At 66.0% G+C, this 23,315-nt stretch carries 27 protein-coding genes; 18 read left to right on the top strand and 9 right to left on the bottom strand.

Annotated elements, in window-relative coordinates; genetic code table 11:
• Positions 1-81 precede the first annotated feature (81 nt).
• Entirely contained in the window at positions 82-1,404 is a 1,323-nt protein-coding gene (locus HBF24_RS12745; protein ID WP_167173480.1) for a hemolysin family protein, read from the top strand.
• 82 nt (positions 1,405-1,486) lie between these two features.
• On the top strand, positions 1,487-2,101 hold the full coding sequence (locus HBF24_RS12740; protein ID WP_167173479.1) for an exopolysaccharide biosynthesis protein: 615 nt from the start codon (positions 1,487-1,489) through the stop codon (positions 2,099-2,101).
• A gap of 10 nt (positions 2,102-2,111) precedes the next feature.
• On the opposite strand, the gene HBF24_RS12735 is transcribed toward HBF24_RS12740, so the two are convergent.
• A complete protein-coding gene (locus HBF24_RS12735; RefSeq protein ID WP_206064328.1) occupies positions 2,112-2,897 on the bottom strand; it encodes an RNA methyltransferase in 786 nt (261 codons plus the stop codon).
• A 156-nt stretch (positions 2,898-3,053) separates the two neighbouring features.
• Here HBF24_RS12735 and HBF24_RS12730 point away from each other — a divergent pair, with 156 nt between their 5' ends.
• Positions 3,054-3,857, top strand: a complete 804-nt coding sequence (locus HBF24_RS12730) for an inositol monophosphatase family protein (protein ID WP_167173475.1) — start codon at positions 3,054-3,056, stop codon at positions 3,855-3,857.
• Between the two features lie 100 nt (positions 3,858-3,957).
• Here the strand turns inward: HBF24_RS12730 and hda are convergent, their stop codons facing one another.
• The 3 genes from hda to HBF24_RS12715 are packed head-to-tail and all read right to left on the bottom strand — an operon-like array spanning position 3,958 to position 6,890.
• The gene (gene hda / locus HBF24_RS12725) at positions 3,958-4,656 is read right to left on the bottom strand and encodes a DnaA regulatory inactivator Hda (RefSeq protein WP_167173473.1); all 699 of its coding nucleotides are present in this window, start codon (positions 4,654-4,656) and stop codon (positions 3,958-3,960) included.
• 36 nt (positions 4,657-4,692) lie between these two features.
• Entirely contained in the window at positions 4,693-5,835 is a 1,143-nt protein-coding gene (locus HBF24_RS12720; protein ID WP_167173471.1) for an AI-2E family transporter, read from the bottom strand.
• Positions 5,836-5,885: 50 nt separating this feature from the next.
• Positions 5,886-6,890: a DUF2066 domain-containing protein gene (locus HBF24_RS12715; RefSeq protein ID WP_206064327.1), complete on the bottom strand. Its 1,005-nt coding sequence runs from the start codon at positions 6,888-6,890 to the stop codon at positions 5,886-5,888.
• A gap of 113 nt (positions 6,891-7,003) precedes the next feature.
• Between HBF24_RS12715 and purM the strand changes: the two genes are divergently transcribed.
• The 3 genes from purM to HBF24_RS12700 are packed head-to-tail and all read left to right on the top strand — an operon-like array spanning position 7,004 to position 9,476.
• Entirely contained in the window at positions 7,004-8,041 is a 1,038-nt protein-coding gene (purM, locus tag HBF24_RS12710; RefSeq protein WP_167173468.1) for a phosphoribosylformylglycinamidine cyclo-ligase, read from the top strand.
• A 12-nt stretch (positions 8,042-8,053) separates the two neighbouring features.
• Positions 8,054-8,731: a phosphoribosylglycinamide formyltransferase gene (gene purN, locus HBF24_RS12705; RefSeq protein ID WP_167173466.1), complete on the top strand. Its 678-nt coding sequence runs from the start codon at positions 8,054-8,056 to the stop codon at positions 8,729-8,731.
• A gap of 37 nt (positions 8,732-8,768) precedes the next feature.
• The gene (locus tag HBF24_RS12700; RefSeq protein ID WP_167173464.1) at positions 8,769-9,476 is read left to right on the top strand and encodes a DUF6134 family protein; all 708 of its coding nucleotides are present in this window, start codon (positions 8,769-8,771) and stop codon (positions 9,474-9,476) included.
• Here HBF24_RS12700 and HBF24_RS12695 read toward each other — a convergent pair.
• From HBF24_RS12695 to HBF24_RS12680, 4 genes are all read right to left on the bottom strand, one after another.
• Positions 9,461-9,778, bottom strand: coding sequence for a hypothetical protein (locus tag HBF24_RS12695; protein ID WP_167173462.1), 318 nt, complete (start codon positions 9,776-9,778; stop codon positions 9,461-9,463). The genes HBF24_RS12700 and HBF24_RS12695 overlap by 16 nt on opposite strands.
• 76 nt (positions 9,779-9,854) lie before the next feature.
• The gene (locus HBF24_RS12690; protein ID WP_167173461.1) at positions 9,855-10,169 is read right to left on the bottom strand and encodes a hypothetical protein; all 315 of its coding nucleotides are present in this window, start codon (positions 10,167-10,169) and stop codon (positions 9,855-9,857) included.
• Positions 10,170-10,185: 16 nt separating this feature from the next.
• Positions 10,186-11,445: a UDP-N-acetylglucosamine 1-carboxyvinyltransferase gene (gene murA, locus HBF24_RS12685; RefSeq protein WP_167173459.1), complete on the bottom strand. Its 1,260-nt coding sequence runs from the start codon at positions 11,443-11,445 to the stop codon at positions 10,186-10,188.
• A gap of 121 nt (positions 11,446-11,566) precedes the next feature.
• Positions 11,567-11,800 carry a BolA/IbaG family iron-sulfur metabolism protein gene (locus HBF24_RS12680; RefSeq protein WP_167173457.1) on the bottom strand — a complete coding sequence of 78 codons (234 nt, stop codon included), beginning with the start codon at positions 11,798-11,800 and terminating at the stop codon, positions 11,567-11,569.
• A gap of 223 nt (positions 11,801-12,023) precedes the next feature.
• On the opposite strand from HBF24_RS12680, the gene HBF24_RS12675 reads away from it, so the two are divergent.
• The 12 genes from HBF24_RS12675 to ptsP all read left to right on the top strand — a co-directional run bounded on the left by HBF24_RS12675 (position 12,024) and on the right by ptsP (position 22,269).
• Positions 12,024-13,037: a KpsF/GutQ family sugar-phosphate isomerase gene (locus HBF24_RS12675; protein WP_167173455.1), complete on the top strand. Its 1,014-nt coding sequence runs from the start codon at positions 12,024-12,026 to the stop codon at positions 13,035-13,037.
• Between the two features lie 94 nt (positions 13,038-13,131).
• Positions 13,132-13,662, top strand: coding sequence for an HAD family hydrolase (locus tag HBF24_RS12670; protein ID WP_167173453.1), 531 nt, complete (start codon positions 13,132-13,134; stop codon positions 13,660-13,662).
• Positions 13,653-14,240, top strand: a complete 588-nt coding sequence (gene lptC, locus HBF24_RS12665; RefSeq protein WP_167173451.1) for an LPS export ABC transporter periplasmic protein LptC — start codon at positions 13,653-13,655, stop codon at positions 14,238-14,240. Before HBF24_RS12670 ends, lptC begins: the two co-directional genes overlap by 10 nt.
• A complete protein-coding gene (gene lptA, locus HBF24_RS12660) occupies positions 14,203-14,826 on the top strand; it encodes a lipopolysaccharide transport periplasmic protein LptA (protein WP_167173449.1) in 624 nt (207 codons plus the stop codon). The genes lptC and lptA overlap by 38 nt, the downstream gene beginning before the upstream one ends.
• Positions 14,827-14,830: 4 nt before the next feature.
• Positions 14,831-15,550 (top strand): LPS export ABC transporter ATP-binding protein, encoded by a 720-nt coding sequence (lptB, locus tag HBF24_RS12655; protein ID WP_167173447.1) that lies wholly within the window; start codon positions 14,831-14,833, stop codon positions 15,548-15,550.
• Positions 15,551-15,839: 289 nt separating this feature from the next.
• Positions 15,840-17,324 (top strand): RNA polymerase factor sigma-54, encoded by a 1,485-nt coding sequence (locus tag HBF24_RS12650; protein WP_167173445.1) that lies wholly within the window; start codon positions 15,840-15,842, stop codon positions 17,322-17,324.
• Between the two features lie 137 nt (positions 17,325-17,461).
• The gene (raiA, locus tag HBF24_RS12645; protein WP_167173443.1) at positions 17,462-17,782 is read left to right on the top strand and encodes a ribosome-associated translation inhibitor RaiA; all 321 of its coding nucleotides are present in this window, start codon (positions 17,462-17,464) and stop codon (positions 17,780-17,782) included.
• Positions 17,783-17,939: 157 nt separating this feature from the next.
• On the top strand, positions 17,940-18,890 hold the full coding sequence (gene hprK / locus HBF24_RS12640) for an HPr(Ser) kinase/phosphatase (RefSeq protein ID WP_167173441.1): 951 nt from the start codon (positions 17,940-17,942) through the stop codon (positions 18,888-18,890).
• Positions 18,891-18,902: 12 nt separating this feature from the next.
• Positions 18,903-19,775, top strand: a complete 873-nt coding sequence (rapZ, locus tag HBF24_RS12635; protein WP_167173439.1) for an RNase adapter RapZ — start codon at positions 18,903-18,905, stop codon at positions 19,773-19,775.
• A gap of 2 nt (positions 19,776-19,777) precedes the next feature.
• On the top strand, positions 19,778-20,209 hold the full coding sequence (locus HBF24_RS12630; protein WP_167173437.1) for a PTS fructose IIA subunit family protein: 432 nt from the start codon (positions 19,778-19,780) through the stop codon (positions 20,207-20,209).
• Positions 20,202-20,471: an HPr family phosphocarrier protein gene (locus tag HBF24_RS12625; RefSeq protein WP_167173436.1), complete on the top strand. Its 270-nt coding sequence runs from the start codon at positions 20,202-20,204 to the stop codon at positions 20,469-20,471. The genes HBF24_RS12630 and HBF24_RS12625 overlap by 8 nt, the downstream gene beginning before the upstream one ends.
• Positions 20,472-20,499: 28 nt before the next feature.
• Positions 20,500-22,269 (top strand): phosphoenolpyruvate--protein phosphotransferase, encoded by a 1,770-nt coding sequence (gene ptsP, locus HBF24_RS12620; RefSeq protein ID WP_167173434.1) that lies wholly within the window; start codon positions 20,500-20,502, stop codon positions 22,267-22,269.
• Positions 22,270-22,420: 151 nt separating this feature from the next.
• Here the strand turns inward: ptsP and HBF24_RS12615 are convergent, their stop codons facing one another.
• A complete protein-coding gene (locus HBF24_RS12615) occupies positions 22,421-23,311 on the bottom strand; it encodes a LysR family transcriptional regulator (RefSeq protein ID WP_167173710.1) in 891 nt (296 codons plus the stop codon).
• Positions 23,312-23,315 lie beyond the last annotated feature (4 nt).

Raw genomic sequence — 23,315 nt, 5'->3', positions numbered from 1 at the left:
GCGTCAGCCTTTGCCTACGCATGGGCGCATGCCGCGCGAGCAGGTACACTGCCGGACCATGCACGTTCCACCTTCGCACCGATGCTGACCAAACTTGGCCTGATCGTCGTCCTGGCGCTGATCAACGGCTTTTTCGCCCTCTCGGAAATGGCCATCATTGCCTCGCGCAAAAGCCGCCTGAAGCAGCTGGCGCGTGACCGCCGCGGCGCGCGCGTGGCGCTGCGCCTGGCCGAGTGGCCCGATCGTTTTCTTTCCACCGTGCAGGTGGGCATCACCGCGCTGATGCTGATTACCGGTGCGGTGACCGGCGCCTCGCTGGGCGAGCGTTTTGCTGCTCTGCTGGAGTCGGCAGGCCTGCCCTGGCTGGTACAGCACGCGGTACTGATTGGCTGGCTGGTGGGTTTTTTTGTCGCCACCTCGATCCAGATCGTGCTGGGCGAACTGGTGCCCAAGCGCATCGCGCTGCTGGCACCCGAGCGCCTGGCCAGCACCATTGCCATGCCGATGCTGGTGTTGGCCAAGCTGTGCTCGCCGTTTGTCTGGGTGCTGAATCTGGCCAGCAGCGGCGTGCTGCGCCTGCTTGGGCTCAACAAGATTCGCCGCGAAGCGGTCACCGAGGAGGAAATTCGCCTCTTGGTGGCCGAGGGCGCCGAACAGGGCGTGCTAGACGCCGACGAGCACAACATGGTCAACCGCGTACTGCGCTTGGGCGATCGCAGCGTGGACAGCCTGATGACGCCGCGCACGCGCATCACCTGGCTCGATGCCGGCGCCAGCCGCGAGGACAACCTGCACACTCTGCAGTCCACGCCCTACTCGCGCTATCCGGTGTACCGCGGCAACGAGTCGGAGATTCTCGGCATTGTCGAGGTCAAGCGCCTGTTCAACGCCCTGCAACGCCCCGGCGTGCCGCTGTTCCGGGTGCTGGCCAAACCCTTGTTCGTGCCCGAGACGGCACGTGCGCTCGACCTGCTGGAAGCCTTTCGCGATGCCGAGGCGCCGCTGGCGCTGGTGGTCGATGAATACGGCGACATCCAGGGCCTGGTCACCTTCAACGACGTGCTCGCCGCCGTGGTCGGCAAAACGCCATCGGGCGATGACAACCGTCCTGATGCACCGGTGGTGCGCCGCCCTGATGGCAGCTGGCTGATCGACGGCAGCGTGGGCGCCGAGGATCTGCGCGAGCTGCTCAAACTGTCCTCGTTGCCCCACGAGGACGAACACGACTTCCATACCGCCGGCGGCATGATGGTGGCCGCATTCGGACGCATTCCGCTGGCTGGCGAAACCTTCGCCTGGCAGGGTTATCGCTTCGAAGTGCTGGATCTGGACGGCGCGCGCGTGGACAAACTGCTGATTACCCCGCCGGACGACCCGGCGCAGCCGCTGCCCGACGCCAGCTGAACCAAGACCCGCCCCGACGAGGTGAAGCGCACACGCGAGCGTGGTTCAATCGCCCAAAGGCTTTCGCCACAGGGCTCGACCCATGGATGCGCATACCCACCGCCGCACCACCGATGTGCTTGCCGATGCGCTGGCCGCGCACCCGCATGAGTACATTGTGCTGGATGACCTGATTGCACCGCTGAATTCGCGTGCGTTCGGCTGCGTGCTGTTGCTGTTGGCGATCCCCAACTTCATCCCGGTACCCTTGGGCGTGGGCGGCGTGATGGGCGTGTTGACCATGCTGCTGGGCGTGCAGATGGCCGCAGGCATGCGCCAGCCATGGATTCCCGGCTGGCTGCGCCGGCGTCAGCTCAAGCGTGAGGCGGTGGCGCGCTTCCTGGCCCGCAGCGCGCCGATCATGCGCCGCCTGGAGCGCCTGTGCCGGCCCCGCCTGGAGGCGCTGACCGGACGCGGAGCATCGGTGTTCACCGGCGTATTGCTGTTTCTGATCGGCATTTTGCTGGCGCTGCCGATCCCGTTCACCAACTATCTGTTCGGCGGCATGCTGCTGGCCTACGCGCTGGCCCTGATCGAGCGCGATGGCGGCATGCTGATGCTGTTGTGGACAGGCTCGGTGGCCATGGTGCTGGCCTCGGCCACCTTCAGCGGCGCCTTGGTGCGCCTGATGCACGAAGTGGCGCACGATTTTTTCTAAAAGTTCAGGCTCAGTCCTGGTCAGCCTCGTCCACGCCCTTGAACGGGCGCGGCTCGATGCCGGCCATCTTCGCGGCGCGGCTGGCGTCGGCAAGAATGCCGTGCAGGATGCGCAGTTCGCGCTCGTCCGGACTGGCCCGCATGAACAGCTTGCGCAGGCGGCGCATGATGGTGCGCGGCGAACGGCCCTTGTGAAAATCGATGTCGTCCAGCGATCGGCCCAGGTGCTCGAAGAACTGCTCCATCTGCTCGGCATCGGCCGGCGCATCGCGCGGCTCCGGGGGCGCCACCTCCCCCTCGTCCAGACCAGCCAGACGCATTTCATAGGCCATCACCTGCACGGCCTGCGAAAGATTCAGCGAGCTGTAGTCCTCCACGCTGGGAATGCGCACCATGGCATGGCAGCGCGCCAGCTCCTCGTTGGCCAGGCCGCTTTGCTCGTTGCCGAACATCAGCGCCACCTCGCGGCCCTCACAAGCGGCCTGCCAGGCCTGTGCGGCCGCTTCGCGCGGCGTCAGCTCGGGCAAGGTCACGCCACGGCGACGCGCACTCATGCCCAGCACCAGGCTGGCACCGGCCAGGCCATCGACCAGCTGCTCGCGCACCGGCGCCTTCTCCAGCACCTGCGGCGCGCCGGCGGCCAGTGCGGTGGCTTCCGGATCGGGATAGCGGTACGGCGTGACCAATTCCAGGCGCTCGAACCCCATGGTGCGGATGGCGCGCGCGGCGCTGCCGATGTTGCCTGGATGGGACGTGCGTACCAGTACGAAGCGTACGCGCGCGGCGGTTTCTGTCATGGCCATGGATGCGTTGAAAAGAAGGCGGGACCGGAAAGCTTACAACGCCACCACCATTCGTCGCAGGACATGGGCCATTTGCATGCTTAGATGGTATAGTTCGCGGTTCCGCGGCAAGCTCCGCGGCCCTTCCCGTTCTTGCCCAGCCGAACCGCCATGCCAAGACCCGCCGTCAACGTTGCGGCCCGTGCCGCACGCGCCGCAGGCAATGTGATCCTGCGTTACATGAACCGCCTCGACAGCCTGAATGTGGTCGAGAAGCAGCGGATGGACTTCGCTTCCGAAGTCGACCGCATGGCCGAGGCCGAAATCATCCGCGAGCTCAAGCGCGCCTACCCGCGCCATGCCATCCTGGCCGAGGAGTCGGGCCAGATCGGCAAGGGCCCGCTGCAGTGGGTGATCGATCCGCTGGATGGCACGCACAATTACTTGCGTGGCATTCCGCATTTCAGCGTCTCCATTGCCATGCTCGACCATGGTGAGCCGATGTACGCGGTGGTCTACGATCCGTTGCGTGACGAACTTTTCACCGCCAGCAAGGGCGATGGCGCGTATCTGAACGATCGCCGCCTGCGCATCGCCAAGCGTGACAGCCTGGCCGGCGCCATGATCGCCACCGGCTTCCCGTTTCGTCAGCGCCAGCATCTGGACCCACAGCTGGCCATGACCCGCGCCCTGCTGGGCGAGGCCGAGGACATTCGTCGCTCCGGCTCGGCCGCGCTGGACCTGGCCTATGTGGCCGCCGGCCGCTATGACGCTTTCTTCGAGTTCGGCCTGAAGCCCTGGGACATCGCCGCCGGCTGCCTGCTGGTGCGCGAGGCCGGTGGTGTGTACACCGACTGCGCCGGTCGCGATGGCCTGCCCGAGCGCGGCAACCTGATCGCCGGCAACCACATGGTGGCGCAGGCCGTGGCCAAGGTCGCCGCCGAGCACCTGCCGCCGGAGCTGCTGCGCGCCTGAACCGGCCGCAGGCCAACTCAAGCCGTCGAAGGTAAAGCGCAAAAAAGCCGGCATCGCGATGATGCCGGCTTTTTTCATGCCGGCCGAACCCGCAAGCGGATCAGCCCTGACGCAGAAAATCGCGCAGGAACGGCACGGTGATGCGGCGCTTGGCCGCCAGCGAGGCGCGATCCAGGCGCTCGAGCAGGTCTTGCAGCGCACCCAGATCGCGTTCGTAGTGGCCAAACAGCCAGCTCATCACCGCATCATCAAGCTCGATGCCGCGCGCCGCGGCGTGCGTGCGCAGAATGTCGCGCCGCTCGGCCTCGTCCAGGGGCTTGAGCGCCTGCAGCTGGCAGGCACCCAGTCGCGAACGCAGATCCGGCAGTTTCAGTGCCAACTGCGAGGGGGCGGTATCGGTGGCAAACACCACGTTGACGCCCTCGGCCTTGCAGCGGTTGTAGACATCGAACAACGCATGCTCGACGGCGGCATCGCCGGCCACCACATGCACATCGTCCAGCGCCAGCAACTGCGCGCCCTCGCTGCTGCGGCGCACGGTATCGGCCACGGTGCCCAGCAACGCGCCCAACGGCAGGTATTGCACCCAGCGCCCGGCGTCAGCGGCAGCCTGACAGGCGGCCAGCAGCAAGTGTGTTTTGCCACTGCCGCGCGGACCGGTCAGCACCACCCACGGCGCGCCTTCGTCGGTAGCGGCGCACTGCATGGCGTCGACCGCCCCGGCGTTGGAGCCGGCGTGGAAATGCTCAAATCGCTGCCGACGCGGCCAGCGCAGCGCCAGCGGCAGCTGTTGGTTCATAAAATCCTCGTCACAAAAGGGCGTGTCGCCGTCGGCTCAGTCCGAGCCGGCGTTGTCGCCCGCAGGCGCCGACGCATCATGCGGCGGCGGTGTCTCGTCACGTGCGACCAGCGGCGGTCGGGTGGTCGCATAAAGCTCACTGCCACGATAGCGCTGGTAGCCGTAACGCAGCAGCACCATGATCACGGCCGCCGCCGGCAAGGCCAGCAGCACACCCAGAAAACCGAACAGATGGCCACCGGCAAGCACGGCGAACATCACCGCCACCGGATGCAGGCCGATCTTGCCGCCCACCAGGCGCGGCACCAGCACGTAGCCTTCCATCACCTGGCCGATGGCAAACACCACCAGCACCAGGCCGATGTGGGCCCAGTCGCCGTACTGCACAAGCGCCGCGATCAGGCTGGCACCCAGGCCGATCATGAAACCAAGGTACGGCACAAAGCTCAGCAGACCGGCGATCATACCGATCAACGGCCCCACCGACAGCCCAATGGCCCAAAGACCGATACCGTAGATCAGCCCCAGCGCCACCATCACCAGCAGCTGCCCGCGCACGAACGCACCCAGCACCTGATCCGAATCGCGCGCCAGGCGGGCCACCGTCGGTTGCACCGAGCGGGGCAGCATGCGGTCGATGCGCGCCACCAGCACGTCCCAGTCGCGCAAAAGATAAAAGGTCACCACCGGAATCAGCACCAGGTTGGCCATCCACGCCACCAAGCCCAGGCCCGAACGCGAGATTCGCGCCAGGGCCGCGGCCACCACACTGCCGACCGAGCCGATGTGCTCGCGAAGCGTGGCGGCCAGCCGGTCCGGATCGAACACATCGCGATCCAGATGCAGGTGCTGCTGCAACCAGGGCAGCGCGGTATCGCGCGCCCAGGCGATGTAGCTGGGAATATTATTGATCAGGTTGTTGATCTGATGCTGCACCAGCGGAATCAGCAGCAGCAACGCCCCCAAAAGCGCCAGAGTCATCGCCGTGAACACGATGCTGACCGCCAGCGTGCGGCTCATGTGCCAGCGCTCCAGGCGGTCGGCCAGCGGGTCGCCCATGTAGGCAAACATCGCGGCCAGCGCGAACGGCATCAGCACCGGCGCCAGCAGCCACACCAGCAGCGCCAGCGCCAGCACGATCAGCAGCCACTGCAGACGGCGCGAGATGTCAGAACTCATGCGTCATACCCTCCGCAGCCACGGCGCACGGCTCGGGATACCGGACCGTATCAGTGCAGCCAGTGCAGGGTGACATCGGCGCCGGCATGCGTATCGTGCGATGGCAGCAGGCGCCCCTTGGCCGCCAGCTCATCGGCCACCGAACTCATCGAGGCCCGCGCGCTGATCTGCAGCGCCACGCCCTGCCCCTGCGCCTGTATCGCGCGCACTGAGCGTACCAAGGCGTCATCGCGCACGCTGGCAATCAGCTGCGCGAAATCTTCGGCGCTGCCGACCCCCTCCACCCACAGCACGCCCTGGCTGGAAGCGCCCTGCGAGCCATCGCCAAAGCGCTGGGTCAGACGGCTGACCAGCGTCGAGCCGGTCGCCGACAACGCCGCATCCATGCCGCCCGGCGCGCTCTGCCACGATTGCGCCTGACCGGCGGCCACCAGCGTCCACTGTGCGCTACCGTGATCGACCGAACCCAGCAGCACCAGACCGGTGTGGTAACGCCGCGCCACCGCGGCCAAGGCGTGCTCGTCGGCCTGCGCCAACGCCGAGTTGTCCAGCTGCGCGCCCGGCGCCGGATAGACAAAGTTCACCCCGCGCGCTCCGGCCGCCTGGGTCAGCGGCGCCAGCGCGTCGGCGCCCATCAGCTGGCCACTGCCATTGCGCACCACCAGCAGCACCGGCGGACGCGAGCCGCCCCAGCTGGAGCCGCCGAAGCTGGCAATAACGCGGCGAATGGCACCAGGGTCAAAACTGACCTGAAGCATGAAACCGTTGCCGTCATCGGCGCGCTGATACTGGTACTGCTGCACGTAGTTGGCCGCCTTGCCCAGCGTGTCCTGGTAACCGGGCTTGGCGCTGAGGTCGGTGCCGGCCACGCGCCCCAGCACCTGCGTCAGTGCCACCGAGAAAGCATGGTCGCGCTGCGCCTCGGTGGTGTCCTGCACCGGCACGATGGCGGTGTACTGCGAGCCCTGCGCCAGCGCCGGGCGCGGCACCGCGCAGACCAGCGCAAGAACGAGGAAGCTGAGCAGCAGGTGGGAGAATCGCTTTGCCATCGGCATCGACCGTATGCTTGAAAAGGGGTCACCGCAAACGGCGACATGCCGGCAAAGTCTGCCCAATCGGCGCCCGAACGTCTATCATTGCACTCTTGCCCACACCGGAAGTTGCCCCGATGTCCGCCGACAACGACGCCCTCACCTACCGCGCCGCCGGCGTGGATATCGATGCCGGCAATGCGCTTGTCGAGCGCATCAAGCCCATGGTCAAGCGCACCATGCGCCCGGAAGTGATGGGCGGCCTGGGCGGTTTCGGCGCATTGTTCGACATGGCCGGACGCTACAAGGAGCCGGTGCTGGTATCGGGCACCGACGGCGTGGGTACCAAGCTGAAGCTGGCCCAGCAGCTGGGGCGCCACGACACCATCGGCATCGACCTGGTCGGCATGTGCGTGAACGACGTGCTGGTACAGGGCGCCGAGCCGCTGTTCTTCCTGGACTACTTCGCCACCGGCAAGCTGGACGTGGATACCGCCGCGGCGGTGGTCAGCGGCATTGCCAAGGGCTGCGAGCTGGCCGGCTGCGCGCTGATTGGCGGCGAGACGGCCGAAATGCCGGACATGTACCCGCCAGGCGAATACGACCTGGCCGGTTTCACCGTCGGTGCGGTGGAAAAGTCGCAGCTGCTCGATGGCAGCGCCATCAGCGCTGGTGACGTGATTGTCGGCGTCGATTCCAGTGGCCCGCATTCCAATGGCTACTCGCTGATCCGCCGCATTCTCGAGCGTGCCGGCTCGCCGCTGGACATGGATCTCAATGGCACGCGCCTGGCCGATGCGCTGATGGCGCCGACCACGCTCTACGTCAAGCCGATGCTGGCGCTGATGCAGGCTGTTGCCGTGCACGGCATGGCGCACATCACCGGCGGCGGCCTGTCGGAAAACATCATCCGCGTGGTGCCCGAGGGCCTGGGCGTGTCCATCGACGCGGACAGCTGGGAACTGCCGGCCGTGTTCGAATGGCTGAAGGCCGAAGGCAAGGTCGCGCGCGAGGAAATGTGGCGCACCTTCAACTGCGGCATCGGCTTCACGCTGATCCTGCCCGGCAACGACGCCGATCGCGCCATGGCGCTGCTGGCCGAGCACGGCCTGGGCGCACGCGTGATCGGGAAGATTGTCAGCGCCGAGGGCAACGCACGCGTGGCCATCAGCTGATTGGCGCCACGCATGAGTTTGACGCACGAACCGATGCCCATTGCCGTGCTCGCCTCCGGGCGCGGCAGCAACCTGAAAGCTCTGATTGCCGCCCGTGACGCCGGCACGCTGCCGGTGCGTTTCGCCCTGGTCGCCAGCGATCGCGCCACGGCGCCGGCGCTGCGCCTGGCCGAATCGCACGGCATCCCGACGCTGGCGCTGAACCCCAAAAGCTACGCCGACCGGCGCGCGTTCGACCTGGACCTGTTCCGGCGTCTGGCCGATTCGGGCGCCAAGGCGCTGGTGCTGGCCGGCTTCATGCGCATTATCGATGGCCAGGCGCTGGCACCCTGGCACGGACGCATGCTCAACGTGCACCCGTCGCTGCTGCCCAAGTACCGCGGCCTGCGCACACACCAACGCGCGCTGGACGCCGGTGACCGGGAACATGGCGCCAGCGTGCACTTTGTCACCGCCGAACTGGACGGTGGCCCGGTGATCGCACAGGCCCGTATTGCCGTGCATGAAGGCGACAGCGCCGATGACCTGGCCGCGCGCCTGTTGCCGCGAGAGCACCGACTGCTGCCGGCGGTAACCGCGCTGCTGGCCAGTGGGCGCCTGGGTCTGAACGAGGCCGGTGTCACCCTGGATGGCGTGCCCCTGGCCGCGCCGCTGCAACTGGACAACGGCGGCGAACTGATCGCCGCGTGAACATCCATTCAGGTGCGCACCCCCAGACTCTGCGCTCATGACTACCGCTCGCCTGCTTCCCCTTGTCGCTTCGCTAACGCTGGCGATGGCCGGCGCCGCTCACGCGGCCGCCGCACCGCATGCCTTTCGCGCCACCTACGAGGTGCAGCGCGATGGCTCGGTGATCGGCCAGAGCAAGCTCACGCTCAGCCAGGATGGCGACGGCACCTGGCAGTACCGCTCGTCGATGAAGGGCACCTCGGGTCTGGCCGCGCTGCTCGGCGCCAGCGTGAAGGAAACCTCTCATTTCCGCTGGCAGGACAACGCGCCAGAAGCGCTGAGCTACGACTACAGCATGGATGTGTCGGTCAAGAGCAAGGAGCGCCACCTGAAGGTGGACTGGGCCGGCAAGCAGGTCACTGTCACCACCAAGAAAGGCACCGAGCATTACGCCACCGCGCCGGGTCTGGTTGAGCGCCACACCGTACCGCTGGCCATCGCCATGGCGCTGGACGACGACAAGCGCAGCGTCAACCTGCCGGTGGCCGTGCGCGACCGCGTGCAGGTGCAGCGCTATCAGGTAAAGGGCAAGAGCGAGGTCTCCGTGCCCGCCGGCCAATTCCAGGCCGAGCGCGTGGACCGCACGGACGACGCCAAGAGCTTTTCCGCCTGGTACGTACCCGGCAAATTTCTGGTGCCGGTAAAGCTTTCGCAAAGCGACGGCGGCGACATCACCATGCTGCTGAAAAGCTATTCGGCGCGCTGAGTCAGCGTATCCGCCCTCGCTGCCAGCCAGCGCCTCACCGCACTACGCAAGGCCGGACGCACCACCCAGCGACGCCAGGCCAACACCACGCATAGCGGCAAGCTCATCAGCACCCAGCCGGGAAGCGAGCCAAAGCGGTGATCGTAGAACGCCATCGCCACGCGGTACGCGGCCACCATAAGCGCCAGGACTGGAAACGATCGAGCCCACACACGCATGGATAGATAGCGCATCAGCGCACGTCGGCACTGCGACGGCACCTTCGACAACTCAGGAATAAAGCCGACGCGGCTCCAGCTCATATGACCTTCCTTGTCGATGTTTCACCGGCTGACAGACTAACACCTGCCTTCGCAGGTCATGGGCGAACTTCGCCCATCACGCGTCGTTTTCAGACCGCTGTTTGCGCAGGTAACGGCGCAGGTGTGGCACAAACCACACCCCGTAAGCGACGGTGCTCAGCAGCATCAAGGGCGGCATTTGCGCCAGAAAGCGTAGCCAGATGGACTGATCCGGCAACAGCCGGCGCGTCAGATCACCCAGTAGCGCGATCACCAGCATCGAACCGATCAGCGTGCCCAGGCACAGTACGCGATCTTCGCCCATCGCCTCGATTATCCGCTCACGGCGCCGGGCACGATCAAGGCCGTCCAGTTCCGGCACGCGAAAGGCTCGCTGCAGGCGGGCGAACATGATGAAGTGCCCTGACTCAGTTGGGCAGGCGGCGGATGCGTGCGCCCAGGTAGCCGAGCTTTTCCTCGATGTTCTCGTAGCCGCGATCGATGTGATAGACCCGATCGACGGTGGTGTCGCCCTGCGCCACCAGGCCGGCCAGTACCAGACAGGCCGAGGCACGCAGGTCGGTCGCCATGATCGGTGCGCCGCTCATCTGCTCGACACCCTTGATGATGGCGGTGTTGCCTTCCAGGCGGATATCGGCACCCAGGCGCTGCAACTCGTGCACGTGCATGAAGCGGTTCTCGAACACCGTTTCGGTAATCACACCCACGCCCTCGGCCACGCAGTTGAGCGCGGTGAACTGGGCCTGCATGTCGGTTGGAAACGCCGGATACGGCGAGGTGGTCACATTGACCGATTTCGGCCGCCGACCCTGCATGTCCAGCTCGATCCAGTCATCGCCCATGGACAGGTGCGCGCCGGTTTCATCGAGCTTGGCCAGCACAGCATCGAGCGTATTCGGGCGCACGTTCTTGGTGCGCACCTTGCCGCCGGTGATGGCCGCGGCGATCAGGAAGGTGCCGGTTTCGATGCGGTCGGGCAGCACATCGTAATGACAGCCGTGCAGACGCTCGACGCCATGGATGGTCATGGTCGCGGTGCCAGCGCCCTCGATCTGCGCGCCCATCGCGTTCAGGCAGTTGGCCAGATCGACCACTTCCGGCTCCTGCGCGGCATTTTCGATGACGGTGGTGCCCTCGGCCAGCGTGGCCGCCATCATCACGTTCTCGGTGCCGGTCACGGTGACCATGTCCATGACCACGCGTGCGCCCTTGAGGCGCTTGGCACTGGCCTTGATGTAGCCATTTTCAACGACCACGTCGGCGCCCAGCGCCTGCAGGCCGCGAATGTGCTGATCGACCGGGCGCGAACCGATCTGGCAGCCACCGGGCAGCGACACTTCGGCCTTGCCAAAACGCGCCACCAGCGGCCCCAGCACCAGGATCGAGGCGCGCATGGTCTTGACCAGGTCATAAGGCGCGAAATAACGGTCGGCCGGACGCGGATCGACATGGATCTTCATGCGATCGTCGACCACCAGCTGCACACCCATCTGGCCCAACAGCTCCATGGTGGTGGTGACATCGTGCAAGTGCGGCACGTTGCCGATGGTCACCGGCTCGTCGGCCAGCAGACACGCCGTCATGATCGGCAGCACGGCGTTCTTGGCGCCGGAAATCCAGATCTCGCCCTGCATCGGCTCGCCGCCGGAAATCACGATCTTGGCCATTTCAAACCTCGGTCAATCTTTTATCGATGGGGCGATCGGGACAACGCCCGGCCTGCGGCCCAGTGGTGTCGCGCATCGCAGCGGCATACCCGCGCGGGCGCGCTTACATGGCTGGTAGAAGTCAGCCACCGTGCTCTTGCGGTGTCTGCGTGGTCAGGCTCAGCGCGTGGATCTCGCCACCCATCAGGTCACCCAGCGTGGCATAGACCATGCGGTGACGGGCCAGCGGCAACTTGCCGGCAAATGCGGGGCTGACCACCTCCGCCTCGAAATGCACGCCGTCGTCACCGCGCACGTCAACGCGAGCCTCGGGCAGGCCGTTTTCGATCAGGGCTTTGATGCGTGCTGCGTCCATAAAACCTTCTTTGCCTTTGCATAAAGCGCATCAGCGCCGGGCGCTGGCCGGCGACGCCGAAGCGGACCACGGATGCCGCAGCCACTTTATGACAGTAAAATGCGAATATGGAATGGTAATGGAAATCCTGCGGCACCGGAACGACAATCCGCGCGTGCCGCCGTTTCCTCAACCTTTCCGGCCTGTAAATCACCGCATTCCGCCGAACGACGCCCGAGGCGCCATGACTGCCGAAACCTCGTCCCTGCTTCCGCCCTCGGCCGCCGATGCCGATTCACTAGCGCGCAGCGCACGTACGGTGATCGCCACCGAGGCGGCGGCGATCCGCTCGCTGGAACCACGCATCGACGGCAACTTCAGCCGCGCCTGCCGGCACATCCTGGACTGCCCCGGGCGCGTGGTGGTCATCGGCATGGGCAAATCCGGGCACATCGCACGCAAGGTCGCGGCCACCTTCGCCTCCACCGGCACACCCAGCTTCTTTGTACACCCTGGCGAGGCCAGTCACGGCGATCTGGGCATGATCACGCCGCAGGACATCGTGCTGGCGCTGTCCAACTCCGGCGAGACAGACGAGATCCTGTTCATCCTGCCGGTGCTCAAGCGCCAGGGCATTCCGCTGATTGCCATGACCGGCAACGCCCAGTCCTCGCTGGCACAGCAGGCCGATGTGCACCTGGATGCCAGCGTGCCGGCCGAGGCCTGCCCGCTGGGTCTGGCGCCCACGGCCAGCACCACCGCGGCGCTGGTGATGGGCGACGCGCTGGCGGTGGCACTGCTGGAAGCGCGTGGGTTCACCTCCGAAGATTTTGCCCGCTCGCACCCGGCCGGCAGCCTGGGCCGGCGCCTGCTGCTGCATATTGCCGACATCATGCATTCGGGCGAAGGCATTCCGCGGGTCGGCCCCGAGGCCAGCCTGACCGAAGCGCTGATGGAGATGACACGCAAGCGCCTGGGCATGACGGCAGTGGTCGACGACCGCCTGCGCCTGCTCGGCGTGTTCACCGACGGCGACCTGCGTCGCGCGCTGGATGACGACGATGTCGACCTGCGCAACGCCTCGGTCGCCTCGCTGATGACGCGCGGGCCGAAAACCATCAGCGCCGACCGCCTGGCCATCGAGGCGGCGCAACTGATGGAAAAGCATCAGATCCACGCGCTGCTGGTCACTGATGAGAACGAGCGCGTGGTCGGCGCGTTGAATATTCATGATCTGCTGCGCGCCCGCGTGGTGTGATGGCTAACGCCCCGCGGTGCACTGACAGCCCGCGTGTGCATGCACTACGCTTGAACGCTTGACCCTCCCTGCCTTTCCCTCCAAGAACGCCGCCATGTCCCTGAACACCGAGCTTGCCCAACGTGCCGCCCGTATCCGCCTGGTGGCGTTCGATGTCGACGGCACCCTGACCGACGGCCGCCTGTGGCTGGGCGCCGACGGCAATGAGGTCAAGCAGTTCCATGTGCATGACGGCCTGGGACTGAAGCGCTTGATGGCCAATGGGATCGAGGTGGCGCTGATCACCGCAAGGGTGTCGCACCCGGTGGCCGTGCGCGCCGACGAGTTGGGCATCAACCACGTCTACCAGGGCCAGCATGACAAGCGCGCCTGCCTGCTCGACCTGATCGACGCGCTGCACCTTGAGCCGGCCCAGGCCGCGTTCGTCGGCGACGACCTGCCCGACCTGGCGCCGATGCGGGCGGCGGGGCTGGCCATCGCGGTGGCCAATGCGCACCCGTGGCTGCTCGAGCACACCCATCACCAGACCCGCCTGCGCGGCGGCGAGGGCGCGGCGCGCGAGGTCAGCGACCTGATCCTGGAAGCACAGGGCAAGCTCGCCGCGGAGCGCGAACTATGGCTGTAATGCCCAGGCGCATGCCGGGCACCATTGTCCTGCTGGCCCTGGCCGCGCTGGCGGTGTGGGCCGGCGTGTGGTGGATCCAGCCTGCGGCCAAGCCCGACACCTTTGTGGGACCGCCACGTTCGGGCTACACGCTGCGCGATTTCACCCTGTGGGCTTACGCCGACGACGGCACGCCCAGCTTCCGGCTCAAGGCGCCATACCTGCAGCGCCGCGAAGGCGACGACTCGCTGTATCTGAACGCACCGCACTTTTATCTGCCGCCCGCGCACAATGCCCCCGGCGAGCCCTGGACCGGCCAGTCCGACTATGGCTGGGTCAGCGCCGACGGCAATGTGCTCAAGCTGCAGGGCAAGGTGCACATGCACCGCAAGCCCTTCGGCAGCACGCCGTTTGGCGACATCCAGACCTCCGATGTCACCGCCTGGCCCAAGCAGAACAGGGTCGCCACCGACGCCCACGCCCTGATGAAGCAGGGAGCGGCTACACTTTCCGGCACCGGCCTTCGCGCCAACCTCGATTCCCAGCACCTGGAGCTGCTACATGACGTTCACGGCTTCTATCCGCCGAGCAAACACTGACCGGCTGCCCGCCGCCGGCCTGATGCTGCTGGCCGCGCTGCTGGCGCTGGCTCCAGCCGGCGCCATGGCCAAGCAGGGTGACCGCAACCAGCCGGTCAACGTCAATGCCAACCGCTTCGATGGCAAGAACCAGCCCAATACCACCACGCACCTGTTCACCAACGTGGTGATCACACAGGGCACGCTCAAAGTCACCGGCGACAAGGCCGACATTCACCTGGGCGCCGATACCAGCGTCGACCACGCCATCGTCACCGGCAGTCCGGCGCATCTTCAGCAGGAAGATGACAACGGCAACCTGATGACCGCGCACGCGACCAAGATCGACTACAACGTCAGCACCGGCATCGCCGTGCTGACCGGCAACGCCCATGTCGACCAGAAAGGCCGCGGCAAGGCTTCCGGCGATCGGCTGGTCTACAACACCAAGACCTCGGGCATGAGCGGCGAAAGCCGGGGCGACAACCGTGTGCACCTGGTCTTCCAGCCCAAGCACCCGGCTGCCAGCACGTCGGCCAAATCCAAATCCGACGCCAAGCAGGACGCCAAGCCAGCCAGCGCCGCCAGCGCCGGTGGAGCACAGTAAGCCGATGCTGTCTGCCCAGGGTCTGCAAAAGCGTTTCCGTTCACGCCAGGTGGTGAAAGACTTCGCCTTCTCGATCAAGGAAGGCGAAGTGGTCGGCCTGCTCGGCCCCAACGGCGCCGGCAAAACCACCTGCTTCTACATGGTGGTGGGCCTGATCGCCGCCGACGCCGGCGCCATCAAGCTGGACGAGCAGGAGATCACCGGCCTGCCCATGCACGCCCGCGCCCGCCTGGGTGTGGGCTATCTGCCGCAGGAGCCGTCGGTGTTCCGCCGCCTGACGGTGGCCGACAACATCATGGCGGTGCTGGAAATGCGCCAGGGCATGAGCGGCAAGGATCGCCGCGCCGAACAGGAAAGCCTGCTCGATGAGCTGAAGATTGCCCATATCGCCGACCAGAAAGGCGTCAGCCTGTCCGGCGGCGAGCGCCGTCGCGTCGAGATTGCCCGCGCGCTGGCCGCGCGGCCGCGCTACATGCTGCTGGATGAACCCTTCGCCGGCGTCGATCCCATCTCGGTGGGCGAAATCCAGCGCATCGTGCTGCACCTGAAAGAGCGCGGCATCGGGGTGCTGATTACCGACCACAACGTGCGCGAAACCCTGGGCATTTGTGATCGCGCCTACATCCTGAGCGAAGGCCAGGTGCTCTCGCGCGGCACACCGGCGCACATCCTGGCCGACGAGAAAGTGCGCGAGGTCTACCTGGGTCGCGAATTCCGTCTGTAAGCGCACCTCGCGCACCCGGCCCCTGACGTCAACGGCCAGAGTCGTGCCCCGGCGCACGAAGCCGGCATGAACTATCGGCGCCCAGTGCTGGCGGGAGCACCGGCTGCGGGGGTAGGATGAGCCTGCATTCATCGGGGCGGCAAGGGGTTTGCATGGACACAGACGGGAGTCAGTCGTACGCACCAGACGGTGTGTCCGACCGCCGTCCCGGGCGGTCCGGCAAGGCACGGTGCCCGCGGCTTTGCCAACGGCGCGCCGCTTCGTTTGCCGGAGTAAGATCGAGCAACGCATGAAGCCCGGACTGCAACTCAAGATCAACCAGCAACTGTCGCTGACGCCGCAGTTGCAGCAGGCCATCCGTCTGCTCCAGCTCTCGCAGTTGGAGCTGGAAACGGAATTGCGCGAACTGGTCGAGTCCAACCCCTTGCTCGAATTTTCCGACGAAGCCGAGCAGGCCGGCGATAGCCAGAGCAACGACCAGGGCGAACGTGACGGCAACGCCGAGACGCATGAACCCGAATCGGTCGAGTATGCCGCGCCCGCAGCCAGCGAGCAGGCCCCCAGTCAGGAGTCGGCACCCGACTGGGAGCCATCCGACCATGGCGTGGGTGGCGATTTCGACCTGCCCTCCGGCGGCACCAGCTACGGCGATGGCGAGGACGGCTTCGAACCGCAGCGAGCCGCGCCGGAGGGCCTGCGTGACCACCTCACCTGGCAAATGAACCTGTCGGCATTCGATGAGCGCGAGCAGTTGATCGCCGTGGCCATCATCGATGCACTCGATGACGATGGCTACCTGCGCGACGGCCTGGAGCCGGTCATCGAGGCCCTGCCCGCCTCGCTGAACATTTCCTGCGACCAGATAGAGCAGGTACGCCAGCGTATCCAGCAGTTCGACCCGCCCGGCGTGGCCAGTTTGGACCTGCGTGACTGCCTGTTGGCACAACTGACGCAGTTGGGGGACGCCGAACCGGCGCTGCGCGAACTGGCCCAGCGCATCGTCGAACACGAGCTGGCGCTGTTGGCACGCAACGATATCGACAAGCTGGCCAAGCGCCTGGATGCCGCCCCCGAGGACGTGGTCGCGGCGGCTGCGCTGATCCGCGCCCTGGACCCGCGGCCCGGCTATGCGCTGGACCCGACACCGGTCGAATACATTGCGCCCGATGCCTACGCACGCCGCGATGGTCACCAGTGGCGTGTCAGTCTGAGCCCGGACTGCCAGCCAAGGCTGGGTTTGAACCAGCATTACTGCAACCTGATCTCGCATGCTCGACGCGAGGACGCCAGCTACCTTCGCGGTCAGTTGCAGGAAGCGCGCTGGCTGCTCAAGAGCCTGCGCTCGCGTGCCGAAACGCTGCTCAAGGTGGCCGAGGTCATCGTGCGCCGACAAAGCGCCTTTCTCGACTACGGCCCGGAGGCGATGCGACCGATGGTGCTGCGCGAAGTGGCCGAAGAGGTGGACATGCACGAATCGACCATCTCGCGCGTGACCACCCGCAAGTACCTGCATACTCCGCGCGGCATCTTCGAATTCAAATACTTCTTCTCCTCCGGCGTGGCCACGGAAGATGGCGGCAGTGCCTCGGCAACCGCCATTCAGGCCATGCTGCGTAAGCTCGTCGGTGAAGAGAACCCGCGTCGTCCGCTGTCGGACCAGGCACTGGCCGAGGAACTGAACAGCCGCGGCATCCGTGTGGCACGGCGTACCGTAGCCAAGTACCGGGAGGTCTTGAGAATTCCGAGTTCCAGCGAACGCCAGCGCGGCGCGTAAGCAGCCTGAAGCCGGGAACTAACTTCCCGCCGCCGGCGTCCGTTCCTACAAGAGGGACGCACCACCACTTTCCATCATGCGTCCCTCATGGTGAGCTGCCATCGCCGGCAGCCCATGACCCACAGAAGGAGGCGACCATGCAACTACAAGTCAGCGGCCACCAGATCGACGTCACCCCGGCATTGCGCGATCACGTGCAATCCAAGCTCGATCGCCTCACGCGACACTTTGACAACATCACCTCGCTCACCGTGGTGCTGTCGGTGGACAAGCTCAAGCACTGCGCGGAAGGCACCATGGCCGTCGCCGGCTCCACCCTTCATGCCGAAGCGGCGGGAGCGGACATGTACGCATCCATCGACGCCATGATCGCCAAGCTTGATGCGCAATTGCGCAAGCACAAGGAAAAGATCACCGATCATCACCGTAGCGAGGCACGCGAGGCCCGTCTCGGCTGATCGCCCAATTCAGCTTGCCGTTCAATCATACCGGCGCGTCCCTGCCTTGCAGGGGCGCGCTTTTTCATGACTGCTGGCGCGACACCCTGCCGGACAAGCTGGCACAATGGTGGGCGAGAGGTGGCCTGAGGCCATCGTGGAATGTTCAGGGAGCCTCGTGGACCGACTCACCAGCCGACAACTGTTCGACAACGTACAGGAGCGCATGGCCTTGCGCTGGGTCGCCGGCATGCGTGGCGAGACACGCGTCCTGGAGCCCGGTGTAACACAGTCGCGCCGCCCGTCGCTGGTCGGCTACCTGAACGTGATCTACCCGAACAAGCTGCAGATCATCGGCACCGAGGAACTGCGCTATCTGGACGCGCTCGATTCCCGCCAGCGCTGGGAAACAGTGCAGAAAATCATGTCCCATCAACCCACGGCGCTGGTCATCACCAAGGATCAGACCGTGCCGGCGGATCTGCGGGAAGCGGCCGAGGAAACCGACACGCCACTGTGGGTCAGTGCCAAGCGCGGCCACGAGCTGTTGACGTGGTTGCAATACTATCTGGCACGCAGCCTGGCCCGTCGCGTGACCCTGCACGGCGTGTTCCTGGAGGTGTATTCCATCGGCGTGTTGATCACCGGCGAGTCCGGCTCGGGCAAAAGTGAGCTGGCGCTGGAACTGGTCAGTCGCGGTCATCGCCTGGTGGCCGACGATGCCACCGAGTTCACCCTGATCGCCCCGGACGTGATCGACGGCACTTGCCCGGATCTGCTGCGCGACCTGCTGGAAGTACGCGGCCTTGGCGTGCTCAACGTGCGCGAGATGTTCGGCCACACCGCCGTGAAACCGTCCAAGTACCTGCGCCTGATCGTGCATCTCAAACCCTTGCGCGATGGTGAACAGACCGATGCCATGACGCGCCTGACTGGTGACACGGGGCACCGCGACGTGCTGGACGTGCCCATTCCGCTGATCACCATCCCCGTGGCGCCGGGTCGCAACCTGGCCGTGTTGGCCGAGGCGGCCGTGCGCAGCCACATGCTCAAGTCCACCGGCATTGATCCGGCCCAGACCTTCATTGATCGCCAGGCGCATCAGCTACAGCGCCTGCCGCCTTGGTAGCATGACACCGGCATGAGCGAACAAACCGACAACCCGACCCACGTCATCGTCCTTACCGGCATGTCCGGTGGTGGCAAGACCATTGCCCTGCGTGCGCTGGAGGACCTGGATTTCTACTGCGTCGACAACCTGCCGGCGGCGCTGCTGCCGGAGCTGGTGGAGACGGTCGATACTAGCCGCGGCGACGAGCGCACCCGCATCGCTGTTGGCATCGACGTGCGCAGCGAGGACCTGGAGCGCATTCCCGGCATGCTTTCGCAGCTGGAAAGCCATGGCGTCACCGCGCACCTGATCTTCGTCGATAGCCGTGACGAGGTCCTGATCAAGCGCTACTCGGAAACACGCCGCCGTCACCCGCTGGCGCAGCCCAAGCGCTCGCTGGCCGATGCCATTGCCGAGGAGCGCCAACTGCTGCGACCGCTGATCGGTATCGCCGAACACATCATCGATACCAGCGAACTGAACGTGCATCAGCTGCGACGGCTGATCGCCACCGAATTTGCCGCGCGCAGTGAAGGCATGACGGTGATGTTCGAGTCGTTCGCCTTCAAGAAGGGACTGCCGCTGGATGCCGATTTCGTGTTCGATGCGCGCTGCCTGCCCAATCCGCACTGGGATCGCGCCCTGCGCCCGCTGTCGGGCAAGGATGCGCCGGTGCGCGAATACCTGGACGCCCAGCCCGAAGCGGTCGAATACTTCAACGACATCATGCGCTTTCTGGAAAGCTGGCTGCCACGCTTTGAAAAGGCCGATCGCAGCTACCTGACCGTGTCGGTGGGCTGCACCGGCGGACGGCACCGCTCGGTGTATCTGGTCGAGCGCCTGACCGACGCATTGCGCGAGCACCATCACGAAGTAATCTCGTTCCACCGGGAACTGGACTGACCATGACGCTCGCCTGTGAATCCAACGACGGCAATGTGCCCCACGCCATCGGAGTGATCCTGATGACGCATGAGGGGGTCGGCAAGGCACTGATCACCGCTGCCCGGCACGTCATGCCCCAGCTGCCTCTGAAAGTGACTGCCGTCGAGGTGCCGGCCGACGCCGACATCTCGCAGATCGTGGCCGCCACCGAGCACCATGTGCACGAGCTCGATACCGGCGGTGGCGTGCTGGTGCTGTCCGATCTTTACGGCGCCACGCCCTGCAACATCGGTCTGTCTCTGGGCGATCGCGGAAACCATGTGCGCTGCGTATCCGGGTTGAACCTGCCGATGCTGCTGCGCGTGTTCAATTACGCGGACAAACCGCTGGACGAGATCGCCGAGATCGCCGCCAGCGGCGGCCGCGGGGGAATCTTCATCGATCATGCGTGAAACCGAAATCACCGTCAGCAACCAGCTCGGCCTGCACGCGCGCGCCTCGGCCAAGCTGGTGCAACTGGTTCAGAACTTCGACGCCACCGTATGGCTGGTCCATAGCGGCCGCGAGGTCAACGCCAAGAGCATCATGGGCGTGATGATGCTGGCCGCTGGCGTTGGCGCCACGCTCACCGTGCGTGCCGAAGGCCCGCAGGAAGATCCCGCGGTGGAGGCGGTGGTCGACCTGTTCGAACGCAAGTTCGACGAGGGCGCATGAGCGGCAAGCGCGCGCCAGGGAGGCTTGCATGAGGCGAGTACTGACAGGTACCAGTGCCGCGCGAGGCATGGCTCTGGGCCGCGCCCGACTGGTACAACCGAGCCAGATCTCCATCGACCATCGTCCGTTGCCCGACGGTGAGGTGGAAGTGGAAGTCGAGCGCCTGCATAGCGCCATGCAAGCGGCTCGCGACGAGCTTCGCGAGTTGCGGGGCAAATTGCAGGACACGCTGCCGCGTGAAGTGGGTGAGTTCATCGATGCGCACGCCCTGCTGCTCAACGATGAGGAGCTGCAACACGGCCTGGACCGGCTGATCCGTGAGCGCAACCTGCGCGCCAGCGCTGCCCTCAAGGCCGAGGGTGACCGCCTGGGCGAGGTGTTCGAAGCCATGGACGACCCCTATCTGCGCTCTCGGCGCGAAGACGTCGATCAGGTCATTTCCCGCGTGCTGGCCGCGCTGCACCGTCAGACCAGCCGTGAGGAACGCAAGATCGCCTCCCGCTCGGGTCAGATCTTGGTCGCCGACACCATCGCGCCGGCGGACATGGCGCACTATTCCGGCCATGGCCTGCTTGGTGTCATCGGCGTGGCCGGCAGCACCTATTCGCACAGCGCCATCCTGGCGCGCAGCCTGAACCTGCCGATGCTGGTGGGCACTACCGAAGCGCTGTCTTCGATCAGCGACGAGGACCTGGTCCTGCTTGATGGCGAAAACGGCGAGGTGGTGGTGCACCCCACCGCCCAGGATCTGGCCCGCTATCGCGCCTGGCAGAAGGAAGCGGCGCGCGAGGGACGGCGGCTGGCGGCGCTGGCCACCGCCCCCACGCGCACCGTCGACGAGGTGGACATCCGCCTGTTCGCCAATGCCGAACTTCCCGCCGATGTCGCGCAGGCCCGCGCCCTGGGTGCCAGCGGCGTCGGGCTTTATCGCACCGAATTCCTGTTCCTGAGGCGCAAGACACTACCCGACGAAGACGAACAGTTCGCCGCCTATCGTGACCTGGTGCTGGGCATGGGTGGCCTGCCGGTGACCATCCGCACGCTGGACCTGGGCGCGGACAAGGCCGACTCGGCGGGACTCAGCCTGCGTGGCGAGGACAACCCCGCACTGGGCGTACGCGGTGTACGACTGTCGCTGCGCTACCCGGCGGTGTTCGCCACGCAGATGCGTGCCATCCTGCGCGCGGCCGCCTACGGCCCGGTACGCATCCTGGTGCCGATGATCACCCAGGCCGAGGAAATGCAGGCGGTGCGCACGCTGATGGAGCTGTGCGCACGCGAACTGGCCCATGACGGCCACGAAACCGTCGATGGGCTGGAGCTGGGTGCCATGATCGAGGTGCCGGCCGCGGCCATTTCCGTGCACGCCATTCTGGAGGCCGCCGATTTCCTGGCGATCGGTACCAACGACCTGGCGCAGTACGTGCTGGCCGCTGACCGCAACAACGATGCGCTGGGCACGCTGTATGACCCGCTGCAACCGGCGCTGCTGCGTCTGATCGGACACGTGATCCACGCCAGCCACCGCGCTGGCAAGCCGGTCAGCCTCTGCGGCGAGATTGCTGGCGACGAGGCGTTCACCGCGCTGCTGATGGCGCTGGGACTGACTGACTTCAGCATGCACCCAGGCCAGCTGCTGCGCGTGCGTGACCGCATCAGCGGACTGGACCGCAAACGTCTGCTGAGCCTGCGCTCCTCGCTGATGCGCGCGCATACCCGTGAGCAGGTCGAAGCCTTGCTGGACGGTCTGGCCGAACCGAAACGACTGGCCGAGCCCTGCCCCGACACGCTGGACTGACGCGCTGTCGCACGCCCCTGATCGGCAGCGGCGTGATGTTGCGCCAGCTATCTCGCCGCCACATGCCGTGCGCGGACATGCCAGAAGCCTTGGCTCGCCTGCCAGACGCTAGTGCGCAGCGGACACGGCCTTGGCTCGCACATCAAGCCTTTTAGCCCTCGGGCGTCGGCATCGTGGCCAGAAAGGCCTCAAGCAGGGCGCTGCGATAATGCTGACGATGCAGGATCAGTGACAAGCGGCGGCGCAGGTCCAGAAACGGCGTAGGCAACACCACCAGGCGCCCGGCAGCGACGGCGTCGGTCACCGCCACCTCGGGCAGGCACGCCAGCCCCAGTCCGGCGATCACCGCCTGCTTGATCGCTTCTACCTGGCCCAGCTCCAGCACCGTGGTACCGGCCGGCAACTGCTCCAGCGCGCGCTCGGTCAAGGCCCGCGTGGCTGAACCGCGTTCGCGCAGGATCCAGCGCTCGGCGGCGAAGTCCGCCGGCTCCAGGCCTGCACGTGAGGCCAGCGGATGCTCGGGGCGGGCGCAGACCACCAGGCTGTCCTCGCGCCATGGCCGCACCTCCAATGCAGCGTGATGCACCGGTCCCTCCACACAGGCCAGATCCAACCGGTGCTCCAGCAACGCGGTCACCATGGCATCGGTGTTGCCTACCTGAAGCTCAAGGCCGACCTGCGGGTGACGCTGCACGAAATCACCCAGCCATTCGCCGACACGATAGTTGCCCACCGTATTGCTGGCGCCCAGATGCAGTTGCCCGCTCAGGGTTTCGGCCTGCGAGCCGGCGCGGCGCCCGAATTCATCCAGACGTTCGAGCAGCTCGCGCGCCATGGGTAGCAACTCCTGCCCGCGGGCATTCAGGCGCAGGCGCCCGCGATGGCGATCGAACAGCGGCGCCTCCAGGTGCCGTTCCAGCTCGGCCAGCGCCATGCTTACCGCCGGCTGGGTCAGATGCAGCCACTCGGCGGCGCCACGCACCGTACCGGCGGCGGCAATCTGCACGAACACCTGGAGCTGGCGTGGGCTGATCTGAATCATCATA

The sequence above is a fragment of the Oleiagrimonas sp. C23AA genome, from assembly GCF_011759385.1.
GTDB lineage: Bacteria > Pseudomonadota > Gammaproteobacteria > Xanthomonadales > Rhodanobacteraceae > Oleiagrimonas.
This window is presented reverse-complemented; position numbering and strand designations above follow the sequence as displayed.